At 34.1% G+C, this 22,258-nt stretch carries 25 protein-coding genes; 23 read left to right on the top strand and 2 right to left on the bottom strand.

Annotation, left to right across the window (positions count from 1 at the left end):
- Positions 1-6: 6 nt before the first annotated feature.
- From BQ7400_RS04830 to BQ7400_RS10595, 7 genes are read left to right on the top strand one after another with little or no spacing between them, the layout of a single operon-like run.
- Positions 7-279 (top strand): head-tail connector protein, encoded by a 273-nt coding sequence (locus BQ7400_RS04830; RefSeq protein WP_068370105.1) that lies wholly within the window; start codon positions 7-9, stop codon positions 277-279.
- Positions 279-611 carry a phage head closure protein gene (locus tag BQ7400_RS04825; RefSeq protein WP_070611487.1) on the top strand — a complete coding sequence of 111 codons (333 nt, stop codon included), beginning with the start codon at positions 279-281 and terminating at the stop codon, positions 609-611. The genes BQ7400_RS04830 and BQ7400_RS04825 overlap by 1 nt, the downstream gene beginning before the upstream one ends.
- A complete protein-coding gene (locus BQ7400_RS04820) occupies positions 608-988 on the top strand; it encodes an HK97 gp10 family phage protein (RefSeq protein WP_070611488.1) in 381 nt (126 codons plus the stop codon). Before BQ7400_RS04825 ends, BQ7400_RS04820 begins: the two co-directional genes overlap by 4 nt.
- Positions 981-1,307, top strand: a complete 327-nt coding sequence (locus tag BQ7400_RS04815) for a hypothetical protein (protein ID WP_070611490.1) — start codon at positions 981-983, stop codon at positions 1,305-1,307. Before BQ7400_RS04820 ends, BQ7400_RS04815 begins: the two co-directional genes overlap by 8 nt.
- On the top strand, positions 1,300-1,896 hold the full coding sequence (locus tag BQ7400_RS04810) for a major tail protein (protein WP_009431460.1): 597 nt from the start codon (positions 1,300-1,302) through the stop codon (positions 1,894-1,896). Before BQ7400_RS04815 ends, BQ7400_RS04810 begins: the two co-directional genes overlap by 8 nt.
- 2 nt (positions 1,897-1,898) lie before the next feature.
- Positions 1,899-2,255, top strand: coding sequence for a hypothetical protein (locus BQ7400_RS04805; RefSeq protein ID WP_072469692.1), 357 nt, complete (start codon positions 1,899-1,901; stop codon positions 2,253-2,255).
- Positions 2,256-2,272: 17 nt separating this feature from the next.
- Positions 2,273-2,437: a hypothetical protein gene (locus tag BQ7400_RS10595; RefSeq protein ID WP_004816339.1), complete on the top strand. Its 165-nt coding sequence runs from the start codon at positions 2,273-2,275 to the stop codon at positions 2,435-2,437.
- On the opposite strand, the gene BQ7400_RS04800 is transcribed toward BQ7400_RS10595, so the two are convergent.
- Positions 2,434-2,763: a type II toxin-antitoxin system RelE family toxin gene (locus BQ7400_RS04800; RefSeq protein WP_019125123.1), complete on the bottom strand. Its 330-nt coding sequence runs from the start codon at positions 2,761-2,763 to the stop codon at positions 2,434-2,436. The genes BQ7400_RS10595 and BQ7400_RS04800 overlap by 4 nt on opposite strands.
- The gene (locus BQ7400_RS04795; RefSeq protein WP_019125122.1) at positions 2,760-3,083 is read right to left on the bottom strand and encodes a type II toxin-antitoxin system Phd/YefM family antitoxin; all 324 of its coding nucleotides are present in this window, start codon (positions 3,081-3,083) and stop codon (positions 2,760-2,762) included. The genes BQ7400_RS04800 and BQ7400_RS04795 overlap by 4 nt, the downstream gene beginning before the upstream one ends.
- 89 nt (positions 3,084-3,172) lie before the next feature.
- On the opposite strand from BQ7400_RS04795, the gene BQ7400_RS04790 reads away from it, so the two are divergent.
- The 16 genes from BQ7400_RS04790 to BQ7400_RS04715 all read left to right on the top strand — a co-directional run bounded on the left by BQ7400_RS04790 (position 3,173) and on the right by BQ7400_RS04715 (position 22,257).
- The gene (locus BQ7400_RS04790; RefSeq protein WP_072469691.1) at positions 3,173-6,238 is read left to right on the top strand and encodes a phage tail tape measure protein; all 3,066 of its coding nucleotides are present in this window, start codon (positions 3,173-3,175) and stop codon (positions 6,236-6,238) included.
- Positions 6,239-6,339: 101 nt separating this feature from the next.
- Positions 6,340-6,702 carry a hypothetical protein gene (locus BQ7400_RS04785; protein ID WP_072469690.1) on the top strand — a complete coding sequence of 121 codons (363 nt, stop codon included), beginning with the start codon at positions 6,340-6,342 and terminating at the stop codon, positions 6,700-6,702.
- Positions 6,702-8,567 carry a hypothetical protein gene (locus BQ7400_RS04780; RefSeq protein ID WP_072469689.1) on the top strand — a complete coding sequence of 622 codons (1,866 nt, stop codon included), beginning with the start codon at positions 6,702-6,704 and terminating at the stop codon, positions 8,565-8,567. The genes BQ7400_RS04785 and BQ7400_RS04780 overlap by 1 nt, the downstream gene beginning before the upstream one ends.
- On the top strand, positions 8,560-9,936 hold the full coding sequence (locus tag BQ7400_RS04775) for a hypothetical protein (protein ID WP_072469688.1): 1,377 nt from the start codon (positions 8,560-8,562) through the stop codon (positions 9,934-9,936). The genes BQ7400_RS04780 and BQ7400_RS04775 overlap by 8 nt, the downstream gene beginning before the upstream one ends.
- Before the next feature lies 1 nt (position 9,937).
- Complete coding sequence (locus BQ7400_RS04770; protein WP_034439180.1) at positions 9,938-10,339, top strand: phage holin family protein; 402 nt, start codon at positions 9,938-9,940, stop codon at positions 10,337-10,339.
- Complete coding sequence (locus BQ7400_RS04765) at positions 10,340-11,149, top strand: N-acetylmuramoyl-L-alanine amidase (RefSeq protein ID WP_072469687.1); 810 nt, start codon at positions 10,340-10,342, stop codon at positions 11,147-11,149.
- A gap of 208 nt (positions 11,150-11,357) precedes the next feature.
- Entirely contained in the window at positions 11,358-11,567 is a 210-nt protein-coding gene (locus BQ7400_RS04760) for an SHOCT domain-containing protein (RefSeq protein ID WP_072469686.1), read from the top strand.
- Positions 11,568-11,626: 59 nt separating this feature from the next.
- On the top strand, positions 11,627-13,189 hold the full coding sequence (locus BQ7400_RS04755) for a recombinase family protein (protein WP_072469685.1): 1,563 nt from the start codon (positions 11,627-11,629) through the stop codon (positions 13,187-13,189).
- Positions 13,182-13,598 carry a recombinase family protein gene (locus tag BQ7400_RS04750; RefSeq protein WP_072469684.1) on the top strand — a complete coding sequence of 139 codons (417 nt, stop codon included), beginning with the start codon at positions 13,182-13,184 and terminating at the stop codon, positions 13,596-13,598. Before BQ7400_RS04755 ends, BQ7400_RS04750 begins: the two co-directional genes overlap by 8 nt.
- Positions 13,591-15,153 (top strand): recombinase family protein, encoded by a 1,563-nt coding sequence (locus BQ7400_RS04745; RefSeq protein WP_072469683.1) that lies wholly within the window; start codon positions 13,591-13,593, stop codon positions 15,151-15,153. The genes BQ7400_RS04750 and BQ7400_RS04745 overlap by 8 nt, the downstream gene beginning before the upstream one ends.
- Positions 15,154-15,224: 71 nt before the next feature.
- Positions 15,225-15,863 carry a TetR/AcrR family transcriptional regulator gene (locus BQ7400_RS04740; protein WP_004835143.1) on the top strand — a complete coding sequence of 213 codons (639 nt, stop codon included), beginning with the start codon at positions 15,225-15,227 and terminating at the stop codon, positions 15,861-15,863.
- Positions 15,864-15,985: 122 nt separating this feature from the next.
- The gene (locus BQ7400_RS04735) at positions 15,986-16,582 is read left to right on the top strand and encodes an MptD family putative ECF transporter S component (protein WP_019125108.1); all 597 of its coding nucleotides are present in this window, start codon (positions 15,986-15,988) and stop codon (positions 16,580-16,582) included.
- Complete coding sequence (locus BQ7400_RS04730; RefSeq protein WP_034439161.1) at positions 16,572-17,285, top strand: energy-coupling factor transporter transmembrane component T family protein; 714 nt, start codon at positions 16,572-16,574, stop codon at positions 17,283-17,285. The genes BQ7400_RS04735 and BQ7400_RS04730 overlap by 11 nt, the downstream gene beginning before the upstream one ends.
- A complete protein-coding gene (locus tag BQ7400_RS04725; protein WP_019125106.1) occupies positions 17,270-18,739 on the top strand; it encodes an ABC transporter ATP-binding protein in 1,470 nt (489 codons plus the stop codon). The genes BQ7400_RS04730 and BQ7400_RS04725 overlap by 16 nt, the downstream gene beginning before the upstream one ends.
- Positions 18,729-20,519 (top strand): ABC transporter ATP-binding protein, encoded by a 1,791-nt coding sequence (locus BQ7400_RS04720; protein WP_072469682.1) that lies wholly within the window; start codon positions 18,729-18,731, stop codon positions 20,517-20,519. The genes BQ7400_RS04725 and BQ7400_RS04720 overlap by 11 nt, the downstream gene beginning before the upstream one ends.
- A complete protein-coding gene (locus tag BQ7400_RS04715) occupies positions 20,512-22,257 on the top strand; it encodes an ABC transporter ATP-binding protein (RefSeq protein WP_072469681.1) in 1,746 nt (581 codons plus the stop codon). Before BQ7400_RS04720 ends, BQ7400_RS04715 begins: the two co-directional genes overlap by 8 nt.
- Position 22,258: the final 1 nt, after the last annotated feature.

Genomic DNA, 22,258 nt, shown 5'->3' with positions numbered 1-22,258 from the left:
TAAATTATGATTACTCTTGAGGAGGCAAAGTCCTATTTAAGGGTGGATTTTGATGATGAGGATGAGATGATTAATTCTCTCATCCAATCATCAATAAAGCACTCCATGGATGTAGCAAGGGTTGATAGTGAAGAAGATCTTTCTAAAAATCCAAATGGAAAGATAGCCGTCTTATATATGACCGCTTATCTTTATGAACACCGAGAAGAGGCAGACTATTCTGAACTAAACTTAACTCTAAGGGCTTTATTGTTTGGAATGAGAAAGGCTGAGTTTTAGTGAAGATATCGGATTTAAATAGAAAAATAACCTTTCAAAAGAAAAATGTTGAGGTAGATGGAATTGGTAACCATAAATCAGTATGGATAGATTATCTGAAAACTTCAGCCTATATATCTTTTCAAGGTAAGGGAGAAGAAGTTTTTCTTGGGATGGAAGTAGACAGGTCAGATATTTCTTTTACTGTAAGATTTCAAAATAGTCTAAAGAACATTAATACTTCAGAATACAGAATTCTATTTGATGATGAAAAGTACAACATCATCTCAAATGACTTTATGAACTATAAAAATAGATTTATAAAGTTTAGGTGTAGGAAGGTGAGTAGATGAATGTAAAAATTGAAAACCTCGCCAGTGAAATAATGAAAGGCTTAGAAGAATATTCTGATATGGCAACAGATGAAGTCAAAAAGGAAGTCAAAAAAGCTGGTAGCAATATTAGAAAAGATATACAAGAAAATGCACCTGTAGGAGAAACAAAGAAATATTCTAAGTCTTGGTCTGTCAAAACTATGAAAGAAACTTCAAACTCAATAGAACTCGTAGTTCACTCAAGGAATAGATATCAACTGGCTCATTTACTTGAGAAAGGCCATGTTCTTAGGCAGGGAGGAAGAGTATCTGCTAAGCCACACATTGGACCAGCTGAAGAGAAAGGAGTAAGAGAATTGGAAGAAAATATAATGAGGAAATTACAAGATGGATAGGCTATTAAAAATAATTGAAAAGATAGGACTTCCATTTGCATACTCGCACTTTGCTGAGGGAGAAAGTCCAGACCCACCATTTATGGTCTATCTATTCCCAAAGAATAAACACTTTGGTGCAGATGGAGTAGTTTTCTATAAGAACACCCAGATAGACTTAGAACTTTACACTGATAAGAAAGATTTAAAATTAGAAGAAAAAATAGAAGAGATACTTGATAGAGAAAAAATCTATTATGAAAAATCTGAAGTTTGGATTGAATCAGAAAGACTTTATGAAGTTCTCTATGAATTTACTATGGAGGTAAAAAATGGCTAATAAAGTTAAATTTAATATTTGTAATGTTCACTACGCTCTCTTCGATAAAGCTGAAGAGGGCGTTATTAAATATAAAACACCAGTGCCAATGCCTGGTGCTGTTTCAATTTCATTGGATCCTAATGGAGAGCCTGAAAGCTTTTATGCAGATGGAATTGAATACTACACTATTTCAAACAATATGGGATATGATGGAGATTTAGAAATCGCTCTTATTCCAGAATCTTTTAGGACGGATGTTTTGATGGAAAAATCAGATTCAAATAAAGTTCTTATTGAGTCTTCAAATTCTGAAACTGCAAACTTCGCACTTCTTTTTGAGTTTGATGGAGACCAAAAGAAAATCCGTCATGTCATGTATAACTGCTCAGCAGCAAGACCAACCCTTGAAGGAGAGACTAATGAAGAATCAAGAGAAGTTCAACCAGAAACCTTATCTATTCAAGCAAGACCACTTCCAAATGGAAATGTAAAGGCTAGAACAGGTGAAGAGACTACAAAGGAAACTTATGATGGTTGGTATAAGTCAGTCTATATGCCAACAGAAACTACAGTAACACCTTCAAGAGCAAGTGTTGGAGGTAAATAAATATGGCACTAACCAAGAAAATTCAAATCGATGGCCAAGAAGTTGTTTTCCGTGCATCAGCAGCTATCCCAAGAATCTATAGGCTTAAATTTGGAAGGGATATCTTTAAAGACTTAATGGAACTAGAAAAGTCCATGAAGAAAAACGATGAAGATAAATCTAATCTTGATATAGGCTCATTAGAACTATTTGAAAATATAGCCTATGTAATGGCAAAGCATGGGGATAAATCTGTGCCAGATAGTCCAGAAGAATGGTTGGATAATTTCTCAACCTTTTCAATTTACCAAATTCTACCTCAACTAATTGAGTTGTGGGGACTTAATATAAAATCGGAAGAAGTTCCTAAAAAAAAGTAAGACCAACAGAAAGACCAATGACTACACCCTTGTTTTTACTAAGGGCAGTGGAACTTGGTCTTTCTGTTTCTGATTTATCCCTACTAACGATTGGACTTGTAAATGATATGTTCACAGAAAAGAATAATGACGACTATAAATACAAAGAAGTAGCTACACAAGAAGACTTTGATAAATTTTAATCTTCAAGTTTAGCTACTCTTTTTTCAGCATCTTTATAGACTTTGGATTCCGCTCTTGCACCGATAATAATGACAAGAACTTCATCATCTGATTTTTCCAATTTATAAACGATTCTAAGACCTGAACTCTTAAGTTTAATTTTCATAAGACCAGCAAGCTTAGAATCAGAAAGGTTAGAAAGAGGCTTGCCATAGCCACCTTCAGTATTAGGAAGAGGATTTATTAAGATCCTCTTAAGTGCTTTATCGACAATTTTTCTTTGAGATCCATCTAAGGCTTGATAGTCTTGGATGGCTTCTTTTATAAAGGATAGTTTATAGTTCATTCGATTTCGTCCTCATCAAGAGGAGAGACTTCATTTAAATCGATATGGAAGGCTTTTTCAAATTCACCTTGAGAAATTAAATCGGATTTATCCATTGATGACATCCTTGTATTGGCAAGCATAAGATCTCTTGCATCTTCGAGCTCATCAATGAGTTTCGTATATTCATCAGGGGAAAGAAGAATGCACTCAGGAGTGTTGTTCTTTAATACGACCTTAGAACCGTTCACTTTGACATCATCGAAAATACGTCCAGCTAGGCCTCGATTAAATTCAGAAATGGATACAGTCTTATTGGATAATTCTTTTACAAAATTCATACTTATCACCTCAAGATAAGTATAGCAAAAATTGATAAAAACATCAATAAAAACACTGATAAATATATCTCTAAAGAGGAGGTGAGATATTGGCAAATAGAATAAAAGGGATAACTGTTGAGATTGGTGGGGATACTACCAAATTACAGACTGCACTAAAACAAGTAAATACGGAGATTAAACATACTCAATCTGAACTTCGTGATGTTAACAAACTTCTTAAACTTGACCCTGGAAATACAGAACTTATCTCCCAAAAGCATAAGCTATTAGGTCAGACCTTAGAAGAAACAAAGAACAAATTAACATCTTTAAAAGAGGCACAGAAACAAGCTGAACAGGCTCTTGCAGAAGGAAAGATTTCCCAAGAGCAATATGATGCCCTTAAACGTGAAATTATTGAAACAGAACAAGCCCTAAAGTCTCTAGAAAGACAAGGGGCAACCACAAATCAGACTCTTCAAAACATAGCTATTACTGGAGAAAAATGGCAAAACACAGGGCAAAATATAGAAAACGTGGGAAGAAAAATGATGCCAGTATCTCTTGCAGTAGCAGGTCTTGGAGTAGCAGCTGTAAAGACTGCATCAGATTTTGATTCTGGCATGTCAAAGGTAAAAGCAGTATCTGGTGCAACAGGGTCCGACTTTGATGCCCTAAGGGAAAAGGCCCGTGAAATGGGAGCCAAGACCAAGTTCTCAGCATCTGAAGCGGCAGAGGCTATGAATTATATGGCCATGGCTGGTTGGAAAAGTAAGGACATGATTGGTGGTATTGAAGGAATTATGAACCTTGCTGCAGCCAGTGGTGAGGATTTAGCAACTACTTCTGATATTGTCACAGATGCCCTTACAGCCTTTGGTTTAAAAGCTGAAGACTCTTCTCACTTTGCTGATGTTCTTGCTGCCGCATCATCTAATGCCAATACAAATGTTTCATTAATGGGTGAGACCTTTAAATATGCAGCTCCTATTGCTGGTGCCCTTGGATATTCAGTTGAAGATACTGCAGTAGCTATAGGTCTAATGGCAAATTCAGGAATAAAGGGTTCACAAGCAGGGACAGCTTTAAGGTCTGGACTAACAAGACTCGCATCACCAACTAAAGAAGTTATTAATGGAATGTCCATGTTGGGATTATCTATTGAAGATGTACAGGGCCTTTCACTTGATGAAACTCTAAGCACCTTTAGAGTTGCCTTTGCTAATTTAGATGGAACTCAAAAAGCACAAGCAGCATCCATGATATTTGGTAAAAATGCCATGTCTGGAATGTTGGCAATTATAAATGCCAGTGAGAAAGACTATAACAGTTTGAGTGATGCCATCTATAACGCAGATGGAACAGCAGAAAAAATGGCTGCTACTATGCAGGATAACCTAGCTGGTCAATTAAAGATCCTACAATCTGCCTTAGAAGAATTAGCCATATCTTTTGGAGAACTTTTGATGCCTGCTGTTAGAAAAGCAGTAGATATATTAACAAAAATGGTAAATGGACTTAATGCACTTCCAGGTCCAGTAAAAGGTATTATTGCAGGTATTGGTCTTTTTATAGCTGCTCTTGGTCCAGTTCTTATGATTATAGGAAAGCTTGTCTGGTCAATAGGAACTATAATGACCAAAGGGCCTCTAATAGTAGGAGGAATAACTAAGATAGTAAGAATATTTACAGGTACACTTATTCCAGCAATCACTGCAGTAGTATCAGCTATAGGTATTGTCCCTATTGCTATTGGTGCTGTAATAGCTGGACTTGTTCTTTTATGGAAGAAGTGCGACTGGTTTAGAGAAGGAGTCATCTCCATATGGGAAACAATAAAAGAATCAACAGTTGCTATTTGGAATGGAATAAAAGAATTCTTCGTAAACTTATGGCAAGGAATATCAGATTCATGGACAAGCACCTGGACTGAAATCACAAGTTTTCTATCAGAATTTTGGTCTGGATTTATTGAAGGAGTTAAAACTACTTGGAAAGGCATCAAGGACTTCTTTGCCAATCTATGGAATGGACTTTCTGAAGAGTGGAACAGTATATGGGCATCTATAACAACTTTTCTAACTGAATCTTGGAATACCTTTATTGAGGGATCAAAGAGTCTGTGGCAAAGTTTAGGAGAATTCTTTACGAGCCTCTGGACGGGAATTCAAACTACTTTTACCAATATATGGACAGCTATTTCAACTACAACTACAGAAGTATTTACAGCAGTTGGAGAGTTTATCAAGACTACTTGGGAAGGTATTAAGACTTTAATTTCAACAGTTCTTGATGCAATTAAAGTAAAAATAGAGACTATTTGGAATGGACTAAAAGAGTTTTTAACAACAGTCATTACTGCCATTGGAACATTTATATCCACATCCTGGACCAATATAAAAACGACTATTGAAACTATATTGACTTCTATCAAGACAGTCCTTGAATCAATCTGGAATGGGATAAAGACTTTTATCTCATCAACAATGAATAATATTAAGACCTTTGTTTCATCTGCTTGGAATTCCATAAAGTCGACTATTTCATCTGCAGTGAATACTGCGAAGTCAGCAGTCACATCTGCCTTTAATTCGATGAAGTCAGCTATTTCTTCTAGTATGTCGAATATTTTATCTAGCATTAGAAATGGATTTAATAATGCAGTTAATCACATTAAGAATTTGGCATCCCAAGCTTATACATGGGGAGCCGATATGATTAACGGAATTGCTAGAGGGATTAGAAGTGCAATTAGCAATGTGACATCTGCTGTATCTAATGTAGCATCAACTATTAGATCTTACCTACACTTTTCAGTTCCAGATGTTGGCCCACTTACTGACTATGAATCTTGGATGCCAGACTTCATGCAAGGCTTATCAAAAGGAATTGAAAAGAGTAGGAGATTAGTTCAATCTTCAATGAAGAATGTAGCAAGCGATATGGTTTTAAGTCCTAATATATCAGCTGTAGGTATGGCTGGATTTGATAAAGAATCTGCTGTAAATGGAATTGATATAGGAAGGCAAATATCTGATGCACTTGCAAACATCAATTTAAAATCGGAAAATTCTGGAGATATAGTTATACCAGTTTATCTTGGAGGGACTCTCCTTGATGAAGTTATTGTCAATGCATCTATGCGTAAGAATTTAAGGAGTGGAGGTAGATAATGACCTAACCCAAAATCTATGATTTTGTTGGTAGGTCAGATGCAGTCTCACCCCATGAACAAGGAGCAAAGCGACGCAGTGAATGGAGGTGTAGTCGTATAATGAAATATCAATCATATTTAATTATTGAAGGAGTAGACCTACCTCTACCAAATTCTTATGATTTGGAGTTTAGAGATATAGAGTCAGATACTGGAGGAGAAACAGAGGCAGGTACTATTCAGAGAGATATCGTTAGAAATAAAGTAGCAAGTATTTCTGTAGGTTTTTCTTGTAGTCCTAAGCTTGTGAAGATATTGAGTGCTCTTGCTAATAAGCCTAATCTTAAAGTTAAATACCTAGATACAGAAACGTTGGAACTAAAAGAGACACAAATGTATATAGACAAGTTTCAAGTCAAACTAATAAAAGATACTTCTTATAAAGGATTGTGGGAAGTATCTTTTTCATTGGAGGAGTATTGATGTATCCAACAAGCAATGAATATAAAAAAGCAATCAAAAAGAATTCTCGTAAATTTTACTGGACGGGGAATATCATCTTAAAAGATGAAATCATTATTCCATTTACAAATAAAGATATTCTTAAAGGGTCTGGATACATTCATCGTTCATGCTCTGGATCTTCTGAACTTGAAATAGGTACAGTTTATGCTGGAGAGTTTGGAATCAGCCTTTTTTCAAATATAGATAGGTATTCTTTAGAGGATTCAAAGCTAGAACTTTTTTACCATCAAGAATTAGAAAGCAAAAAGATAGAAACCATACCGATGGGAATATTTGATGTCACTGAAGCGAATAGGTCTAAGAAGATTTTAGAACTAAAAGGCTATGACTATATGCTTAGGTTTGATAAGAATTTTCCAGTTACAGATACCTTTGGTACAGCTTTTGAATTACTAAGTTTTTCATGTGAGAAGTGCAAGGTAGAACTAGGCATGACAGAAGATGACGTGAAAGCTTTTGTTAATGGTGAGGAAGTTTTGGCGATTTATCAAGACCATGATATAGAAACTTACAGGGACTTTATTCACTATATAGCATCTACCCTTGGCGCTTTTGCTGGGATTAGTCGTGATGGAAAATTAATTTTAAGAAAGTATGCAGGAAACATATCAACTGAAATTAAAACAAGAGAAAGATTTTCTTCATCAATATCAGATTTTAAGACAAGATATACAGCCATCAACTCAACAAATGCAAAGACTAAAATAGCTGAATACTACTCTTTAGAAAATGACGATGGACTAACTATGAATCTTGGAATAAATCCACTTATGCAATTAGGACTTCCAGAAAAAAGAAAAAGAATGTGTGAAGGCCTATTAACAGAAATTTGTAAGATTCATCACACACCTTTTGACATGGTAACTATAGGAGATCCAAGTCTTGATGTAGGAGATAGGATAGCTATTTCTTACGAAGAAGAAAAGATTGAAGGCCTTATCACTGACATAGAATATAAAATAAATAGCAAGCATAGAATTCTTGGCGTAGGTAAGAATCCATATTTATCTAAAGCTAAGAGTAAGAATGATAAGAATATAGTAGGACTGTTAAATCAAATTGAATCTGAAAAATTAGTAGTTCATGCCTACTCAAACTATTCTGCCTTTAATCTTTCCACAACGGATACACCAATAATTCGTATAGAATTTGCCTCCAATAAAGAAACGGAGGCAATTTTTAATGCCTCTATCTTGTTAAATATAATTTGTGATACTGAAGAAAAAACAAGAAAGATATCCAGAAAGTTCAAGAAACAAGTAGAGGTTTTAAATAAAGATGGAAAATCCTATGATCCTCCAAAGTATGAAGAAAAAGAGGAAGTAGAAGAATTAGACTTTATTGAAAACATAGAAATACCAACAAGGCTAGTTATTACTTATGTTTTTAATGATACGAAAATAGAGCATCACATTCCAAAAGAAACCTACCTCAGTGGTGACCACATTCTAAATCTTTTTTATCCATTAACCAAACTTCAAGAAAAGACGATGAACAACTTCTCGGTATTAATTAGGCTTGAGTCTGGTCAAGCAATGATTGGAAAAGACAATGCTATCGCTGCTATCTCTGGTCAATCCTTAGGTTCTACAGAGGCTTGGGATGGAAAGCTTAAGATTGATGAATCTTGGAAGAGAATAGAACTTAGTCATTCATTTGTGCTTAGGAAATTGAAGGCTGAATACAAAGTAGAAAGACAAGTCCCAAGGCCACTAGTTTTTAATGAAAAGGTAGGAAGATTTAAATATCAAGGATTGATGCTAGAAAAATATAAGGAAGAAATTACTACAGAATTTAAAGATAAGGAGGAAGGAAATGCTTAAGGGTAAATCAGTCATTGAACTAACTGATGTGAGGACAAATAAGAAGGAGATTTATGAAGATGAAAACCTAATAACTAATGCAGTCCCAGATTTATTAAGACTGAATCCATCAGGGCTTATGTATCCGATATTTAAAACCAATGCAGAGGAATACAAGGAAGAAATATTCCCAATAGCAAATAAGTGTTATGGGGGTATTTTATTATTTGAAGCTCCTCTCGATGAAGATTCAAATAAATATATAGCACCTGCAAATAATAAGATAATTGGATATGCATCGAATGATGTTAATTCAACAGATGCACCAAAAAGAGGCTCTGCCAATTTAACTGAATCTACTCCTATAGAAAACGGATATAAATTTGTATGGGATTTCTCAACATCGCAAGCCAATGGAAGAATATCTGCTCTTGCACTAACTCATTATAGAGGAGGGAGATATTTTTATGGAGATGCTTATGGCAGGCAGGCTTGCTTAAGGTTAAATTACACCTATACATCCATAGATAATGAAATTTTGAGAGTTTACGTAGGTATGGTAGAAGCTGATGCTGTCCATAATACAATTACTTCTATTTGGCCATTGGAAAACAAAACATTAGAAATATTAAAAATGCAAGAATCATTAACCAGTCTTGGATTAAATGATCCAATTTATAAAAATGCTCCTCAAAATATAGAAAAGACGACAATCTCTATAGAGGATTTTTATAAAAATATCGGAACGTATGACTGGTATGAATCGGGGTTTTTTGATGGTAAAGATGGCTATTACTATGGCTTCATAAGAAATCTTGAAAACAATTATACTGACTTAAACAGGATAAAGATAAAAAAGGATGATTGTAGCTATAAGATAGATCATTGGAAATTAAATAATATTAGGCTCTATAGAATTGGATCATACCCATCAAGTTCTAATAGTGCCTATAAAAATGGTTATAGCTTGCTAAAGAATGGATATCTATATGTCCCTGATACTGACTGTAATAAAATCTATAAAATTAATGCTAATAATCCAGTTGATGTTTCAGAAATAGCCGTTGATTTTGAAATGAAATACACATCTGGAGAAAGTACAAGTTTAGGAATTTATGAATGGGGTGACTATATACTTGGATATAAATTTGTGATTGATAGAGACGATAATATAATTCAAACGAGCAATGCAACTTTTTATGACATGATGACTCCATCAATTGAATTAGGGCCGTTTAGGGTTGGATATGGGGCTTTTAGAGGAAATCTCTATAAGAATTTATATTTGCACACTCCGTATCTTGGAACAATTAATAACCTATCAAGTCCAATATTAAAAACAGCAGATAAGACAATGAAAATAACTTATACATTAACTGAGGAGGAATAAAATGAACAAATTCTTTGAAATACTAAAAGTATGTTTTACAGCGATCGGAGGATGGTTGGGATTTTATCTTGGAAGTGTAGATGCTTTTATTTACACACTACTTGCTTTTGTAATAGCCGACTATTTGACGGGTGTTTTAAGAGCGGGCGTAGAAAGAAAGCTATCCTCATCCATAGGATTTAAAGGAATAGCTAAAAAGATTATGATTTTTATAGTTGTAGGTATCGCAAACCTATGTGATGTAAATTTAATTAAAGGTGATGGAACAATGATAAGAACAGCCATCATCTTTTTTTATATAGCAAATGAAGGGCTTTCTATCTTAGAAAACTCTGTAGCTTTAGGTTTGCCAGTACCAGAAAAATTAAAAAGAGTATTAGAACAATTCAAGGAGGAAAAATAAATGAGTAATAGTCCATTAGTACAAGCAAGAATTCTATCACCTAACCATAGTGGAAGAAGAAATCAAAAGATTACCAAAATAGCAATCCACCATGCTGCTGGAGTTATAAATGGTAGAAATCTTGCTGGAGTATTTGTGCCAAGGTCAAGACGAGCATCAGCTAACTATAACTTAGGATCCGATGGAGTCATTGTTTTAGGAGTTGATGAATCTAACAGAGCGTGGACAACCTCATCTTCCTGGTGTGACAACCGAGCAGTCACAATTGAAGTAGGGAACTCTACGAGAGGTCCTCAGTGGTTAGTTTCTGATTACGTTTTAAATAGACTAATTGATTTAGTTACAGACATCTGCAGAAGAAATGGAATCTATCCTTGCACCTACACTGGAGGTAAGGATGGTGTCCTTCAAAAACACGAGTGGTATAAAAGTACTAATTGTCCAGGACCCTATCTTGGTAGTAAGTTCCCATATATTGCAAGAGAAGTCAATAAAAGACTAAGAGGAAATAATACTATTGGTAAACCAACAGGTGGACTATACAGAGTTAGAAAATCCTGGTCTGATGTAAAAAGTCAGAAAGGTGCATTTAAGAATTTAGAGAATGCTAAAAGATGTGCCTATAGATTTAGATTAAAAGTATTCGATGCTAATGGTAAGATAGTATATCCAGTTGGGAAGTCAATCGATGATTTAGCAAGAGAAGTTATAAGTGGAAAATGGGGGAATGGAGAAGAAAGAAAAAGGAGATTAACTCAAGCTGGATATGATTATTATGCTATTCAGAGAAGAGTGAATCAATTAGTTTAATAAAATGATTATGGCTTAATGGATTTTTAAATTAGAAATCCATTAAGCCTTTTTTTATTTTACCATCCTATTTCAGTATTTCTTATGGCATATATTAAGACCTTAATATTACTCAAAAACACTCTCTTTGTCCTAAGGAATATAGAGGAAAGAAAATTAAGGTTAAAAATAGCCTTAATTTCTTAGCCTGTGATATAGGAGGTGAAGTATGAGAGTACAAAAGTTTGAAGGTGAAAAAGAAGTTATAAAAACTGAATACACTGAAAGAGATTTAAAGGCAGAGCTTAACTTTTATCTATCGGATAAGTTTATCCAGGATCTTTTTCTTTTAGATGAAATTAGCCTTGAAGAATATAGAAAAATTAGGAGAGAAAACATTAAAAAATTCAAACCTATTCTTTCAGAATTATTGCTATAAGACTTGATATATACTCATTTGTACGGGAATATAGCACTAAGAGAAAGAGAGGTGAGACAATGAAAAAGATAACAAAAATAGAAGCGAATCAAAAAGAAGGATCCATATTAAGAGTTGCTGCCTATGCAAGAGTATCGACAGATGAGGAAGCTCAGCTTGTAAGCCTTAAAACACAAAAAGCACACTACGAAAAGATTATATCTGAGAACAAGTCATATGCTTTTGCAGGTTTATATTTTGACGAAGGCATCACTGGAACAAAGAAAGAATGCAGGGATGGACTTCTAAAAATGTTAAATGACTGTGAAGACGGAAAAATAGACTTTATCCTAACTAAATCCATCTCAAGGCTTGCAAGAAACACGACAGATTGTTTGGAAATCGTAAGAAGACTCCTTGACTTAAACATTGGTATCTATTTTGAAAAAGAAAACATTGATACAAGAACCATGGAAAGTGAGTTGATGTTATCCATACTTTCATCCCTTGCAGAAAGTGAGTCCAGGTCTATTTCAGAAAATAACAAATGGTCCATAAAGAAAAGATTTCAAAATGGAACTTTTATTATATCAAGCCCACCCTATGGCTATGAGAATATAGATGGAAAGATGGTAGTGAATGAAGAAGAAGGAAAAATAATAAAAGAAATATTTGAAAAGTATCTTTCAGGTAAGGGAACGCACAAAATAGCAGAAGACTTAAATAAAAGAAAGATTAAAGGGCAAAAAGGATCAAACTGGCATGGGTCGACTATAAATGGAATCTTAAAAAATGAAAAATATATAGGCGATGTCATCTACCAAAAGACCTATACAGACGATACTTACAAGAGGCATAAAAATAAGGGAGAAGAAGACCAGTATAAAATAATAGACAACCATGAAGCCATTGTAAGTAGAGAGGACTTTGAGAAAGTTCAAGACCTAATAAAGATAAGGGCTATAGCAAAAGGAAACGGAAAAGACACTAAAAGATATCAAAATAGATATAGCCTATCGGGGAAAATCAAGTGTGGCGAGTGTGGTTCAAGCTTTAAGAGAAGACATCACTATAATGGCAAAGATAAATATATAGCCTGGACTTGTAGTGAACATCTAAAAGATATCAATAAGTGCTCCATGAAGTTTATTAAAGATAAGGACATTAGACTAGCTTTTGTAACTTTAGTCAATAAGCTAATCTTTAGAAAAGATAGCATCCTTACACCACTCTTAGAATCCTTAAAGAGAGTGGACAGCAAGGAAGAAGTTGAGAAGATAAATAAAATAGAAGAAAGTCTAGAACAACTAAAGGAAAGAAAAGAGGTCCTAAACAAACTAATAACTTCGGGAGTTTTAGATGCAAGTATTTATACAAAAGAAAGCAGTGAAATTTCAAGCGAAGAAAGAAACCTACTTATGGAAAAAGAGAGAAGCAAAAAAGCCATCCTTGGAAATGATGAAGAAATAAGAGAGCTTGAAAAGCTAATAGGAATCTTAGATAAAAGTGAAATGATAGATCACTTTGAAGATGACTTGTTTGAAGAAATCATTGCCCACATACAGGTTGTCAATAGAGAGACTCTTGATTTTCATTTAAAGTGTGGACTTGTATTAAGAGAGGAAGTGAAAGAAGATGTCTAGACTATGCTATGGCTATACCATAAGAGACGGAAGAGTAGAAGTTCAAGAAAAAGAAGCGGAGAATATAAGAAAAATCTTTAAAAACTATCTTGCTGGCAATGCCCTTATAAAATCGGCAGACCTTGTAGGTGTGAAGAAAAACAGCTCCAGTGTAAAAAGAATCCTTACCAATAAAAAGTATTTAGGAAATGAAATCTATCCTAAGATAATAGATAGAGAAAGCTTTGAAAAGGCAGGCCAAATGTTAAAGGAAAGGGCATTAGCTATGGGACGAGTTTGGGAAAAAGAAGAAGAGATTATTAAAGTTCCTTGTAAGTTTAGATATAAGAAAGAAGGGACCTTGCCACTAGATCCTTTTGAGAGAGCAAGTTATAAGTATAGGTTAATCGAGGTGATAGATGATGAATAGTAAGGTCATAGTCATACCAGCGAAAAAGAAAAAGGGAAACTCAATCAAGGAATCAGAAAAAAAGAAACTAAGAGTAGCAGCCTATGCGAGGGTATCAACAGATAGCGATGAACAGGCAACTTCTTATGACACTCAAGTAGACCATTACACAAATTATATTAAGAAAAATCCAGATTGGGAATTTGCGGGAGTTTTTTCTGATGAAGGAATCAGTGGAACTTATACCAAGAAAAGAGCTGGCTTTAATAAAATGATAGAAGAAGCCATGAAAGGAAACATCGACTACATCATCACGAAGTCCATATCGAGGTTTGCCAGAAATACGCTAGACTGCTTAAAGTACATTCGTAAGCTAAAAGAAAACAACATACCAGTTTACTTTGAAAAAGAAAACATCAACACCATGGATGCCAAGGGGGAAGTCCTCCTTACCATTATGGCATCTCTTGCTCAACAGGAAAGCCAGTCTTTATCACAAAATGTGAAGTTAGGCTTTCAATATAGATTTCAACAAGGTCAAGTCCAGGTAAACCATAATAGGTTCTTAGGCTACACAAAAGACGAAGACGGAAAACTTGTCATAGTTCCTGAAGAAGCAAAAATTATAAAAAGGATCTACAGAGAATACTTGGAAGGAGCAAGCCTACGAGATATAAAGGTAGGACTTGAAAAAGACAAGATAGTAAATGGAGCAGGAAATAAGAAGTGGCATGTATCGAACCTCAATCAAATATTAACTAATGAGAAATATATGGGGGATGCCCTCTTACAAAAAACATACACCGTAGATTTTCTAAATAAGAAGAGAGTTAAAAATGATGGAATAGCACCTCAATATTATGTAGAAAATAGCCATGAAGCCATCATACCAAAAGAAATCTTCATGCGAGTTGGAGAAGAAATGTACAGACGATCTAATATGGTAAGTGGCAAAGGAAAAAGAAGAATTTATTCCAGCAAATACGCCCTTTCAAGTATTGTCTACTGCTCTAAATGTGGGGATATTTACAGGAGAATTGCTTGGAACAACAGGGGAAAGAAATATACCGTTTGGAGGTGTTGTACAAGAGTAACCCATGGACCAGAAGCATGTGAAGCAAGAACCATAAAAGAGACTGATCTACAAGAAGCAGTCGTAGAAGCCATCAATCAGCTTATATCGGAAAGTAGTGAATTAGAAGAAATAATAAAAGAGAATATAGAAAAAGCCATCACAGGTAATGGAAGTAGCAGAATCAAAGAAATAGACCAAGAAATGCTAAAAGTTCAAGAAGAACTTTTAAAAGTAGCTAATGCCAAAAAAGACTTCACAGACCTCGCAAAAAGGGTAGAAGAATTAAGAAATGAGAAAGAAAAGATACTCCTGAGTATTGCAGAAGAGAAGAATGAACAAAGCAGGCTAAAGGAATTAGAAGAGTTTTTAGACAATCAAGAATTAGAAATAGAAAGCTATGATGAAGACTTGGTAAGGAAACTTGTAGATAAGGTAGTTGTATATGATGAGGAACTAAAGATAGTGCTCAAGTCAGGAGTTGAAGTCAATGTATGTGTATAAATATTTTGACTTTCAAATATAACATGTGCTACAATGTAACTAAGTTATATTTGAAGAAAGGAGGGCAAATCGTGGCAAACGGAGATTATGAAGTAACTCATAATAGGATTCTTAATAGCGGTAAGAAAATTTTCAAAGAACAAGGATTTGAAAAGGCAAATTTAAGAGCTATTTGCAAAGAAGCAGGTGTTACTACTGGGGCGTTTTATGGTCATTTTGAGGATAAGGAAGCACTTTTTTCTGAGTTAGTTGAGCCGATTGTAAGCCAAATACGAAAATACTATGCTATGTATGAGGATGAGAGTTTTGAGACATATAAAAAGGAAGTTCCACTTGGGAAAGAAACCATTTATAAAATTTTAGACTCTAAAGCACATGGTGCTGTTAAGATGGTCTTGTATTTTTTTGAAAATAAAGATGCATTTGAGTTATTAGTGTTTGGTTCTTATGGAACAAAATACAGTAATTTTTTAGATGAACTCGTGGAAATAGAAGATAAAAATCACATCAAAATATTAAGCATGATTTATGGTGAAGATGGTGTCGGTAGTGTAATAACCGATATGGGAATTCACTTAATTAACCATGCATATTATTATGCTTTATCTGAAGTTGCTGTTCATTCTAAAAGCAGAGAAGAAGTAGAATTAAATGCCAAACTAATTTCAAAATTCTTTAATGAAGGATGGGGCAAAATACGAGGTTTGTAAAATGGAAAAATTTTTGCATCAAATATAACTTAGTTATATTAAAGATTTAATTTTATATAAATTGGCAACATGCTGTTTTATAAGCAGATAAAAAATATTATATGTATTCAAGGAGGAGAAAAATGAATTTAAAAAGTATTGTAAAAATAGCAGTATTTTCTGTTATTGGTTTTGTATTAACAATGGGATTGGGACTTTTGACAGGATCGTTTGGAATGATTCCGAGTTTGTATTTATCATCGGCACTTCCAACAATAATTGCCGCGCCAGTTTTTGTAATAATGTGTAAACAAGTCGCACAAAGAGGAACAGCATTCTTATATTTCTTATTACTCGGCGTGTTCTATGCTCTTATGGGAATGTGGCCTGTAATAGTAGTTTGTGCAATTGCAGGAATATTAGCAGAGCTTGTGATTGGTAAAAAGGAAAATTACTCAGACAAAACTATGAAAGTAGGTCTTGGTTTTGGTGCTGGTATGTTTATATATTCGCTTCATGCGATGTATTTCACATTCGTATTTGGTGTAGAAGGTCTTACAAAACAATTCCCTAAGATGTTTACAACAGACTATGCAACATTTCTTTATAATTTTTACACCCCTAAAAACATTGCAATTTGCGTAGTGATCGCAATCGTTGCATCAATTATTGGTGCTAATTTTGGAACATATATTTACAACAAATTCTTTAGCAACAGGAAGAAAAAAAGTGTTTTGTAAAGGTGAAAAAAATAATATAAACGAATACCAACTATCAGATAAAATCAACCCGCTTACTATAGTTGGGTTGATTTTACTATTTTCAGTTATTCTAACTGTTGGAGAGCAATCACAATATTTATTTTCCCTTATTTTTGTCTTAGGACTATTATTCTTATTTTCTATAAGAAAGGCATTTAGAACGATATGTTCATTGCTTATAGTATGGGGGCTTATTTATTTGCTGAAACCACACTTAGGAAATGTTTTGGTTGGTTCTATATATACAATGCTACTTATAGTGTTGAAATTTGCTCCACTTTTCATTTTGGGAAAAGTTCTGTCCTCATATAGTTCTTCGCATCTAATGGCTGCATTTAGAAAAATTGGAATTGATGGTGGAATAGGGATAGGAATTACAGTATTCTTTCGTTTTATTCCGGAAATCTCTATTAGGATGAAGGAAATAAACAATGGCATGAAAATTAGAGGATTTAAAGCAAGTATTTTCAAACCAATTAAAACATTTGAATTATATTTTGTTCCTCTTATGTATAAGTGCATAGATATAAGCGATACCTTAACTTGTTCAATCATATCAAAAGGTATTGAATATGATGGACAAAAAACAAGTTTTCATGAGGTGAGATTTACATTTATTGATATAGCAATGATGATCGGAGGAATGATTTTGTTGGGGGCGAGTTTATGGAAAATATTTTAGAGGCAGAAATCAAATCCTTTCATTATGGAGAAGATTTGATTTTGAAAGATTTAAAAATGTCTGTAAAGAAAGGCGAAATTATAGTCTTAACAGGTCTTTCAGGATGCGGAAAAACGACACTTTTAAGACTACTAAACGGGCTTATTCCGTCATTTTATGACGGTGATTTGGACGGCGAAATTAAGATTTTAGGGAAGGATATAACTACTTATAAAAAGGGAGAGTTAGCTAAATATATTGGCAATGTATTTCAAAATCCTAAGGATCAATTTTTTTGTGATGTAGTTGAAGATGAAATTGCTTTAGTAGGTGAAAATTTGGGATTAGACAGGGACACCCTAAAAGAAAAAGTTGAAAAAGCAATGGACTTGTTAGGAATAAATCATATTAGCAAAAAATCCATTTTTGAATTATCAGGGGGAGAAAGGCAAAAGGTGGCGATAGCAGGAACACTTATTTATGATACAGACATTATCTTTTTCGATGAACCTTCAAGTAGCCTTGATTACGATAGTATAAAACATTTCAGTGAAATACTTATCAGATTGAAGACGATGGGAAAGACAATAATTATAGCGGAACATAGGCTCTATTATTTAAAAGAGATTTTTAGCAGATTGATTTATATAAAAGACGGTACAATATGTGATGTTTTTCCGAATGGTAGTCTTAGTAATGATAAATGTAAGGAACTTGAGTTAAGGACACTTAATGAAAGAGAATTGATATCAGAAAAAGAACCTATTGTGGCTAAAAGCTGTATCAAAGTAAATAAAGCCTGCATTCATCAAGGCAAAAGAACTTTGATAGAAGAATTAACTTTTGAGCTTGGAGAAAGCGAAATAATGGGAGTGATTGGTTCTAATGGTATTGGGAAAAGTACTTTGGCAAAAGCATTATGTGGTTTATCTGAAAAATATTTGGATGTCAGCTATGGACAGAAACAAAGAGAAAGACTTAGAAATTCATATTGCGTGTTACAAGATGTAGATGCTCAGATTTTTTTAGACACAGTAGAAAATGAGTTGATATTTTGTAAAGATAAAAACTCGGAAAATGATTTAGAAAAGATACGAGAATATCTGAAAGATACAAACCTGTGGCATAAAAAAACCAATCATCCGCAGAAACTATCCGGTGGACAAAAACAACGACTGGCAATTATTACTTCATTTTTATCCGGTCGTAAGCTGATAATTTTGGATGAACCAACATCGGGACTTGATTATAAAAGTATGAAAATTATGTCCGATTTAATTACAGAAAAAGCAAAGGAGATTCCAATTATAATAATTACTCATGATTTAGAACTGTTATTTAAAACCTGTCATTCCGTCTTAATGCTCGGTGATAATGGTTATAAAAAAATATCTGTAAAGGGAAATGAAGCGTTAATCATGAATTTTATGGATAAAAAAGGAAATTTATTGAAGGAGGAGAATGATGTTAAATAAGGTTTTTGAGTATGCTGGTTCGCATAAGAAAACAATACATTTAGCGAGTTTTATTATGCTATTAAGTGTCATTATGGGAGTTGTGCCATTTCTATTTGCTTATCAGATTATAAATTCCTTGATTTTAGGACAAAATTTGGAATTCACAAGGTTAGTTATTTTGCTTGCCGGTATTTTGATATGTTTGGTTTTGCAAGCATTATTAGGTGGTTTGGGTCTTAATATGTCCCATAAGGCAGCATATAACACATTATTTGGACTTAGAACATCTCTACAAAAAAAGATGGAGAATCTTCCCTTAGGAGCTATTGAAGAAAAGGGAACAGGTGCTATTAAAAAGATGTTTGTAGATGATATTGGTAGTTTGGAAGTTCTTTTGGCACACTCATTGCCTGAAGGAATTGCCAATTTAATTGTGCCTGTAATGGTATATATTGCAATGTTTTTCGTTGATTGGAGACTGGCACTTATGTCTTTTGCATCCATTCCACTAAGCATTGTCGCTATGATGATTATGTATTCCGCAGGAATGAAAAAAATGGGACCATATTATATGGCGAGTGGAAAAATGAATAATACCATTATTGAATATGTGAATGGTATGGAAGTAGTAAAAGTGTTTAACAAGCAAACGGAATCATATAAAAGATTTTCTAAAGATGTTGGAGATTATAGAGATTATGCACTCGCTTGGTATAAGACTGCATGGCCATGGATGGCATTATACAGTGCCTTACTTCCATGCACGATTATATTAACATTGCCGCTTGGAGGTTACTTTGCTTACATGGGCTATGTTAGTCTTTCTGATTTGATATTGGTATTATGCCTATCTTTGAGTATTGGCTTACCACTCTTAAAGGCTTTGGGATTTTTACCAACGATGCCACAGCTTAATTATAAAATATCTGCATTGGAAGATGCTTTAAATATAGAACCATTAAAACAAGGTGAAAACAAGTTTAAAGGTATAGATCATACTATTTCCTATGACAATGTTACATTTGGTTATCAACTAAGCAAGATGGGAGAGAATGGACAACCTGAAACATACATTAAAAATGTGATTCATAATGTGAGCTTTACAGCAAAAGTTGGAGAAAAGACAGCCATTGTTGGAGAATCAGGCTCAGGTAAAAGCACCTTAGCGAAACTCTTAATTCATTACTATGATGTTTTAGAGGGAAGTATTAGCATTGGAGGACAAAATTTACAGGATATGAGTCTTAAGGCACTGAATAAAGAGATTTCTTATGTGTCTCAAGACCAATATTTATTTAATACTTCACTCTTAGAAAATATTCGTATCGGAAATTTGTCAGCTACCGATGAAGAAGTGATAGAAGCTGCAAAGAAAGCTCAGTGTATGGAATTTTTAGATAAGCTCCCAAATGGTATTTACTCTTTGGCTGGCGAGGCAGGAAAGATGTTATCAGGTGGAGAAAGGCAAAGAATATCATTAGCGAGAGCTATTTTGAAAAATGCTCCGATTGTTGTACTTGATGAGGCAACAGCCTACGCAGATCCGGAAAATGAAGAAAAAATGGAAGCAGCTATTCGTGAACTTGTAAAAGGAAAAACATTGATTGTAATTGCTCATAAACTTCCGGCAATTGTAGATGCAGACCAAATATTGGTAATGAATCATGGTCGTTTAGTTGCAAATGGAAAACATAATGACTTGTTAGAATCATCAGCAGACTACCGTAAATTATGGGATGCGACACTATTTAGTAAAGATTGGAAAATCAGCAGAAAGGAAGGTGAAATGAATGTTTAAACTAATATCAAGAATTTTAAACTTGTCAGGAAAGTATAAAAATAGAATTAAAGGGGCATTTGTTTTTGCCTTTATTGAATCTGTTTTAAGTAAAATGCCTATTTTTATTGCATTTACTGTATTGATAGGATTTTATGAAAAGACAATATCACCGAAAACATTCTTGTATGTAGGAATAGGACTTGGTTTGGTAGTGTTGGTACAGGCATTGGTTCATTTTTTAAGCGATAAATTGCAAAGTGCTGCTGGCTTTCTGATTTTTGCAGATAAAAGGATGGAGCTTGGAAATCACCTTAGAAAACTTCCTATGGGATATTTCACATCAGGAAATTTAGGAAAAATCAATTCTGTTTTAAGTTCAGATATGTCATTCATTGAGGAAGTATCCATGAGCACCATAGCTAATATGATGAGTTATGTGCTTTCAACCGTTGTGCTTACTATATTCATGTTTGTTTTAGATTATAGAATAGGTCTTGTGTCTGTGTGTGTAACTCTAATAGCAACATTACTTGCAAGCAGAATGAATAAAATGTCTTTATCTGAAGCTGTTATCAGGCAAGAGCAAGGAGAGAAGCTAACAGATGCAGTTTTGTCATTTGCAGAAGGAATTAGTGTAATCAAAAGCTATAACCTTTTAGGAGACAATTCAAAGGCTCTTACAGATAGCTTTGCTTCATCAAGAGACACTTCTATAAAGTTTGAAAAGAAGATGACACCTTGGACAAGCGGATTGAACATTATTTATGGTATCGGAATTACTTTTATTTTGGCACTTGCTTTGTATCTTCATTTACAAGGAATGTTGAAACTTCCTTATGTGTTAGGACTGATACTATTTGTATTTGACTTATTCAGTCCATTAAAAACTCTTTATGGAGAAGCAAGCAGGCTAACAGTTATGAATGCTGCTTTAGATCGTATTGAAGAAGTATTAAATGAAACAGAACTAGAGGATACAGGTAAAAAACATCTCTTAAAGGCTAAGTTTGGTGAGCCGGAAATTAGTTTTAATCATGTGAAATTTTCTTATGGAGAAAAAGAGGTTTTGCATGATATGAATTTTGAAATGAAAAAGAATACAATGACAGCTTTAGTTGGACAGTCCGGAGGAGGAAAATCTACAGTAGCAAATCTTTTGGCAAGATTTTGGGATGTAGACTCCGGTGAAATTTTGATTAGAGGGGTGAATATAAAGGATGTTTCGCTATCTGAATTGATGTCGGAAATTAGTATGGTTTTCCAGAGAGTGTATTTGTTTCAAGATACGATTTTTAACAATATTGCCATGGGGAAAGAAAATGCGACGAAAGAAGAAGTTATAGAAGCTGCAAAAAAAGCAAGATGCTATGATTTTATTATGGCACTTCCTGATGGATTTGACACAATGATTGGAGAAGGCGGAGCAACTCTATCCGGTGGTGAAAAACAAAGAATTTCTATTGCTCGCTGCATATTAAAAGATGCTCCTATTGTAATTCTTGACGAGGCAACAGCAAGTGTTGATGTGGACAATGAAAGCTATATACAGGAAGCAATCAGTGAATTGGTAAAGAATAAAACATTATTAGTTATCGCCCATAGATTAAATACTATTAGAGATGCCGATAGTATTATTGTAATCAAGGAAGGGAATATTGCAGAACAAGGAACCCATAATGAGCTAATTGCTTTAAATGGGATTTATAAAAATATGGTAGAGCTCCAAGAAAAAAATAAAGGACTAAAAATTATATAAA

It is taken from the genome of Urinicoccus massiliensis, assembly GCF_900120405.1.
GTDB lineage: Bacteria > Bacillota > Clostridia > Tissierellales > Peptoniphilaceae > Urinicoccus > Urinicoccus massiliensis.
Note: the sequence above shows the minus strand (reverse complement) of the source record. Positions and strands in the feature narration are given on the sequence as shown.

What these genes read in the sequence shown, in the direction of transcription:
- BQ7400_RS04800 (WP_019125123.1), bottom strand. Translation starts at nt 2,763, where the DNA reads ATGAACTATAAACTATCCTTTATAAAAGAAGCCATCCAAGACTATCAA.
- BQ7400_RS04720 (WP_072469682.1), top strand. Translation starts at nt 18,729, where the DNA reads ATGTTAAATAAGGTTTTTGAGTATGCTGGTTCGCATAAGAAAACAATA.
- BQ7400_RS04745 (WP_072469683.1), top strand. Translation starts at nt 13,591, where the DNA reads ATGAATAGTAAGGTCATAGTCATACCAGCGAAAAAGAAAAAGGGAAAC.
- BQ7400_RS04795 (WP_019125122.1), bottom strand. Translation starts at nt 3,083, where the DNA reads ATGAATTTTGTAAAAGAATTATCCAATAAGACTGTATCCATTTCTGAA.
- BQ7400_RS04820 (WP_070611488.1), top strand. Translation starts at nt 608, where the DNA reads ATGAATGTAAAAATTGAAAACCTCGCCAGTGAAATAATGAAAGGCTTA.
- BQ7400_RS04770 (WP_034439180.1), top strand. Translation starts at nt 9,938, where the DNA reads ATGAACAAATTCTTTGAAATACTAAAAGTATGTTTTACAGCGATCGGA.
- BQ7400_RS04805 (WP_072469692.1), top strand. Translation starts at nt 1,899, where the DNA reads ATGGCACTAACCAAGAAAATTCAAATCGATGGCCAAGAAGTTGTTTTC.
- BQ7400_RS04815 (WP_070611490.1), top strand. Translation starts at nt 981, where the DNA reads ATGGATAGGCTATTAAAAATAATTGAAAAGATAGGACTTCCATTTGCA.
- BQ7400_RS04755 (WP_072469685.1), top strand. Translation starts at nt 11,627, where the DNA reads ATGAAAAAGATAACAAAAATAGAAGCGAATCAAAAAGAAGGATCCATA.
- BQ7400_RS04760 (WP_072469686.1), top strand. Translation starts at nt 11,358, where the DNA reads ATGAGAGTACAAAAGTTTGAAGGTGAAAAAGAAGTTATAAAAACTGAA.
- BQ7400_RS04780 (WP_072469689.1), top strand. Translation starts at nt 6,702, where the DNA reads ATGTATCCAACAAGCAATGAATATAAAAAAGCAATCAAAAAGAATTCT.
- BQ7400_RS04725 (WP_019125106.1), top strand. Translation starts at nt 17,270, where the DNA reads ATGGAAAATATTTTAGAGGCAGAAATCAAATCCTTTCATTATGGAGAA.
- BQ7400_RS04735 (WP_019125108.1), top strand. Translation starts at nt 15,986, where the DNA reads ATGAATTTAAAAAGTATTGTAAAAATAGCAGTATTTTCTGTTATTGGT.
- BQ7400_RS04830 (WP_068370105.1), top strand. Translation starts at nt 7, where the DNA reads ATGATTACTCTTGAGGAGGCAAAGTCCTATTTAAGGGTGGATTTTGAT.
- BQ7400_RS04785 (WP_072469690.1), top strand. Translation starts at nt 6,340, where the DNA reads ATGAAATATCAATCATATTTAATTATTGAAGGAGTAGACCTACCTCTA.
- BQ7400_RS04765 (WP_072469687.1), top strand. Translation starts at nt 10,340, where the DNA reads ATGAGTAATAGTCCATTAGTACAAGCAAGAATTCTATCACCTAACCAT.
- BQ7400_RS04810 (WP_009431460.1), top strand. Translation starts at nt 1,300, where the DNA reads ATGGCTAATAAAGTTAAATTTAATATTTGTAATGTTCACTACGCTCTC.
- BQ7400_RS04775 (WP_072469688.1), top strand. Translation starts at nt 8,560, where the DNA reads ATGCTTAAGGGTAAATCAGTCATTGAACTAACTGATGTGAGGACAAAT.
- BQ7400_RS10595 (WP_004816339.1), top strand. Translation starts at nt 2,273, where the DNA reads ATGACTACACCCTTGTTTTTACTAAGGGCAGTGGAACTTGGTCTTTCT.
- BQ7400_RS04715 (WP_072469681.1), top strand. Translation starts at nt 20,512, where the DNA reads ATGTTTAAACTAATATCAAGAATTTTAAACTTGTCAGGAAAGTATAAA.
- BQ7400_RS04750 (WP_072469684.1), top strand. Translation starts at nt 13,182, where the DNA reads ATGTCTAGACTATGCTATGGCTATACCATAAGAGACGGAAGAGTAGAA.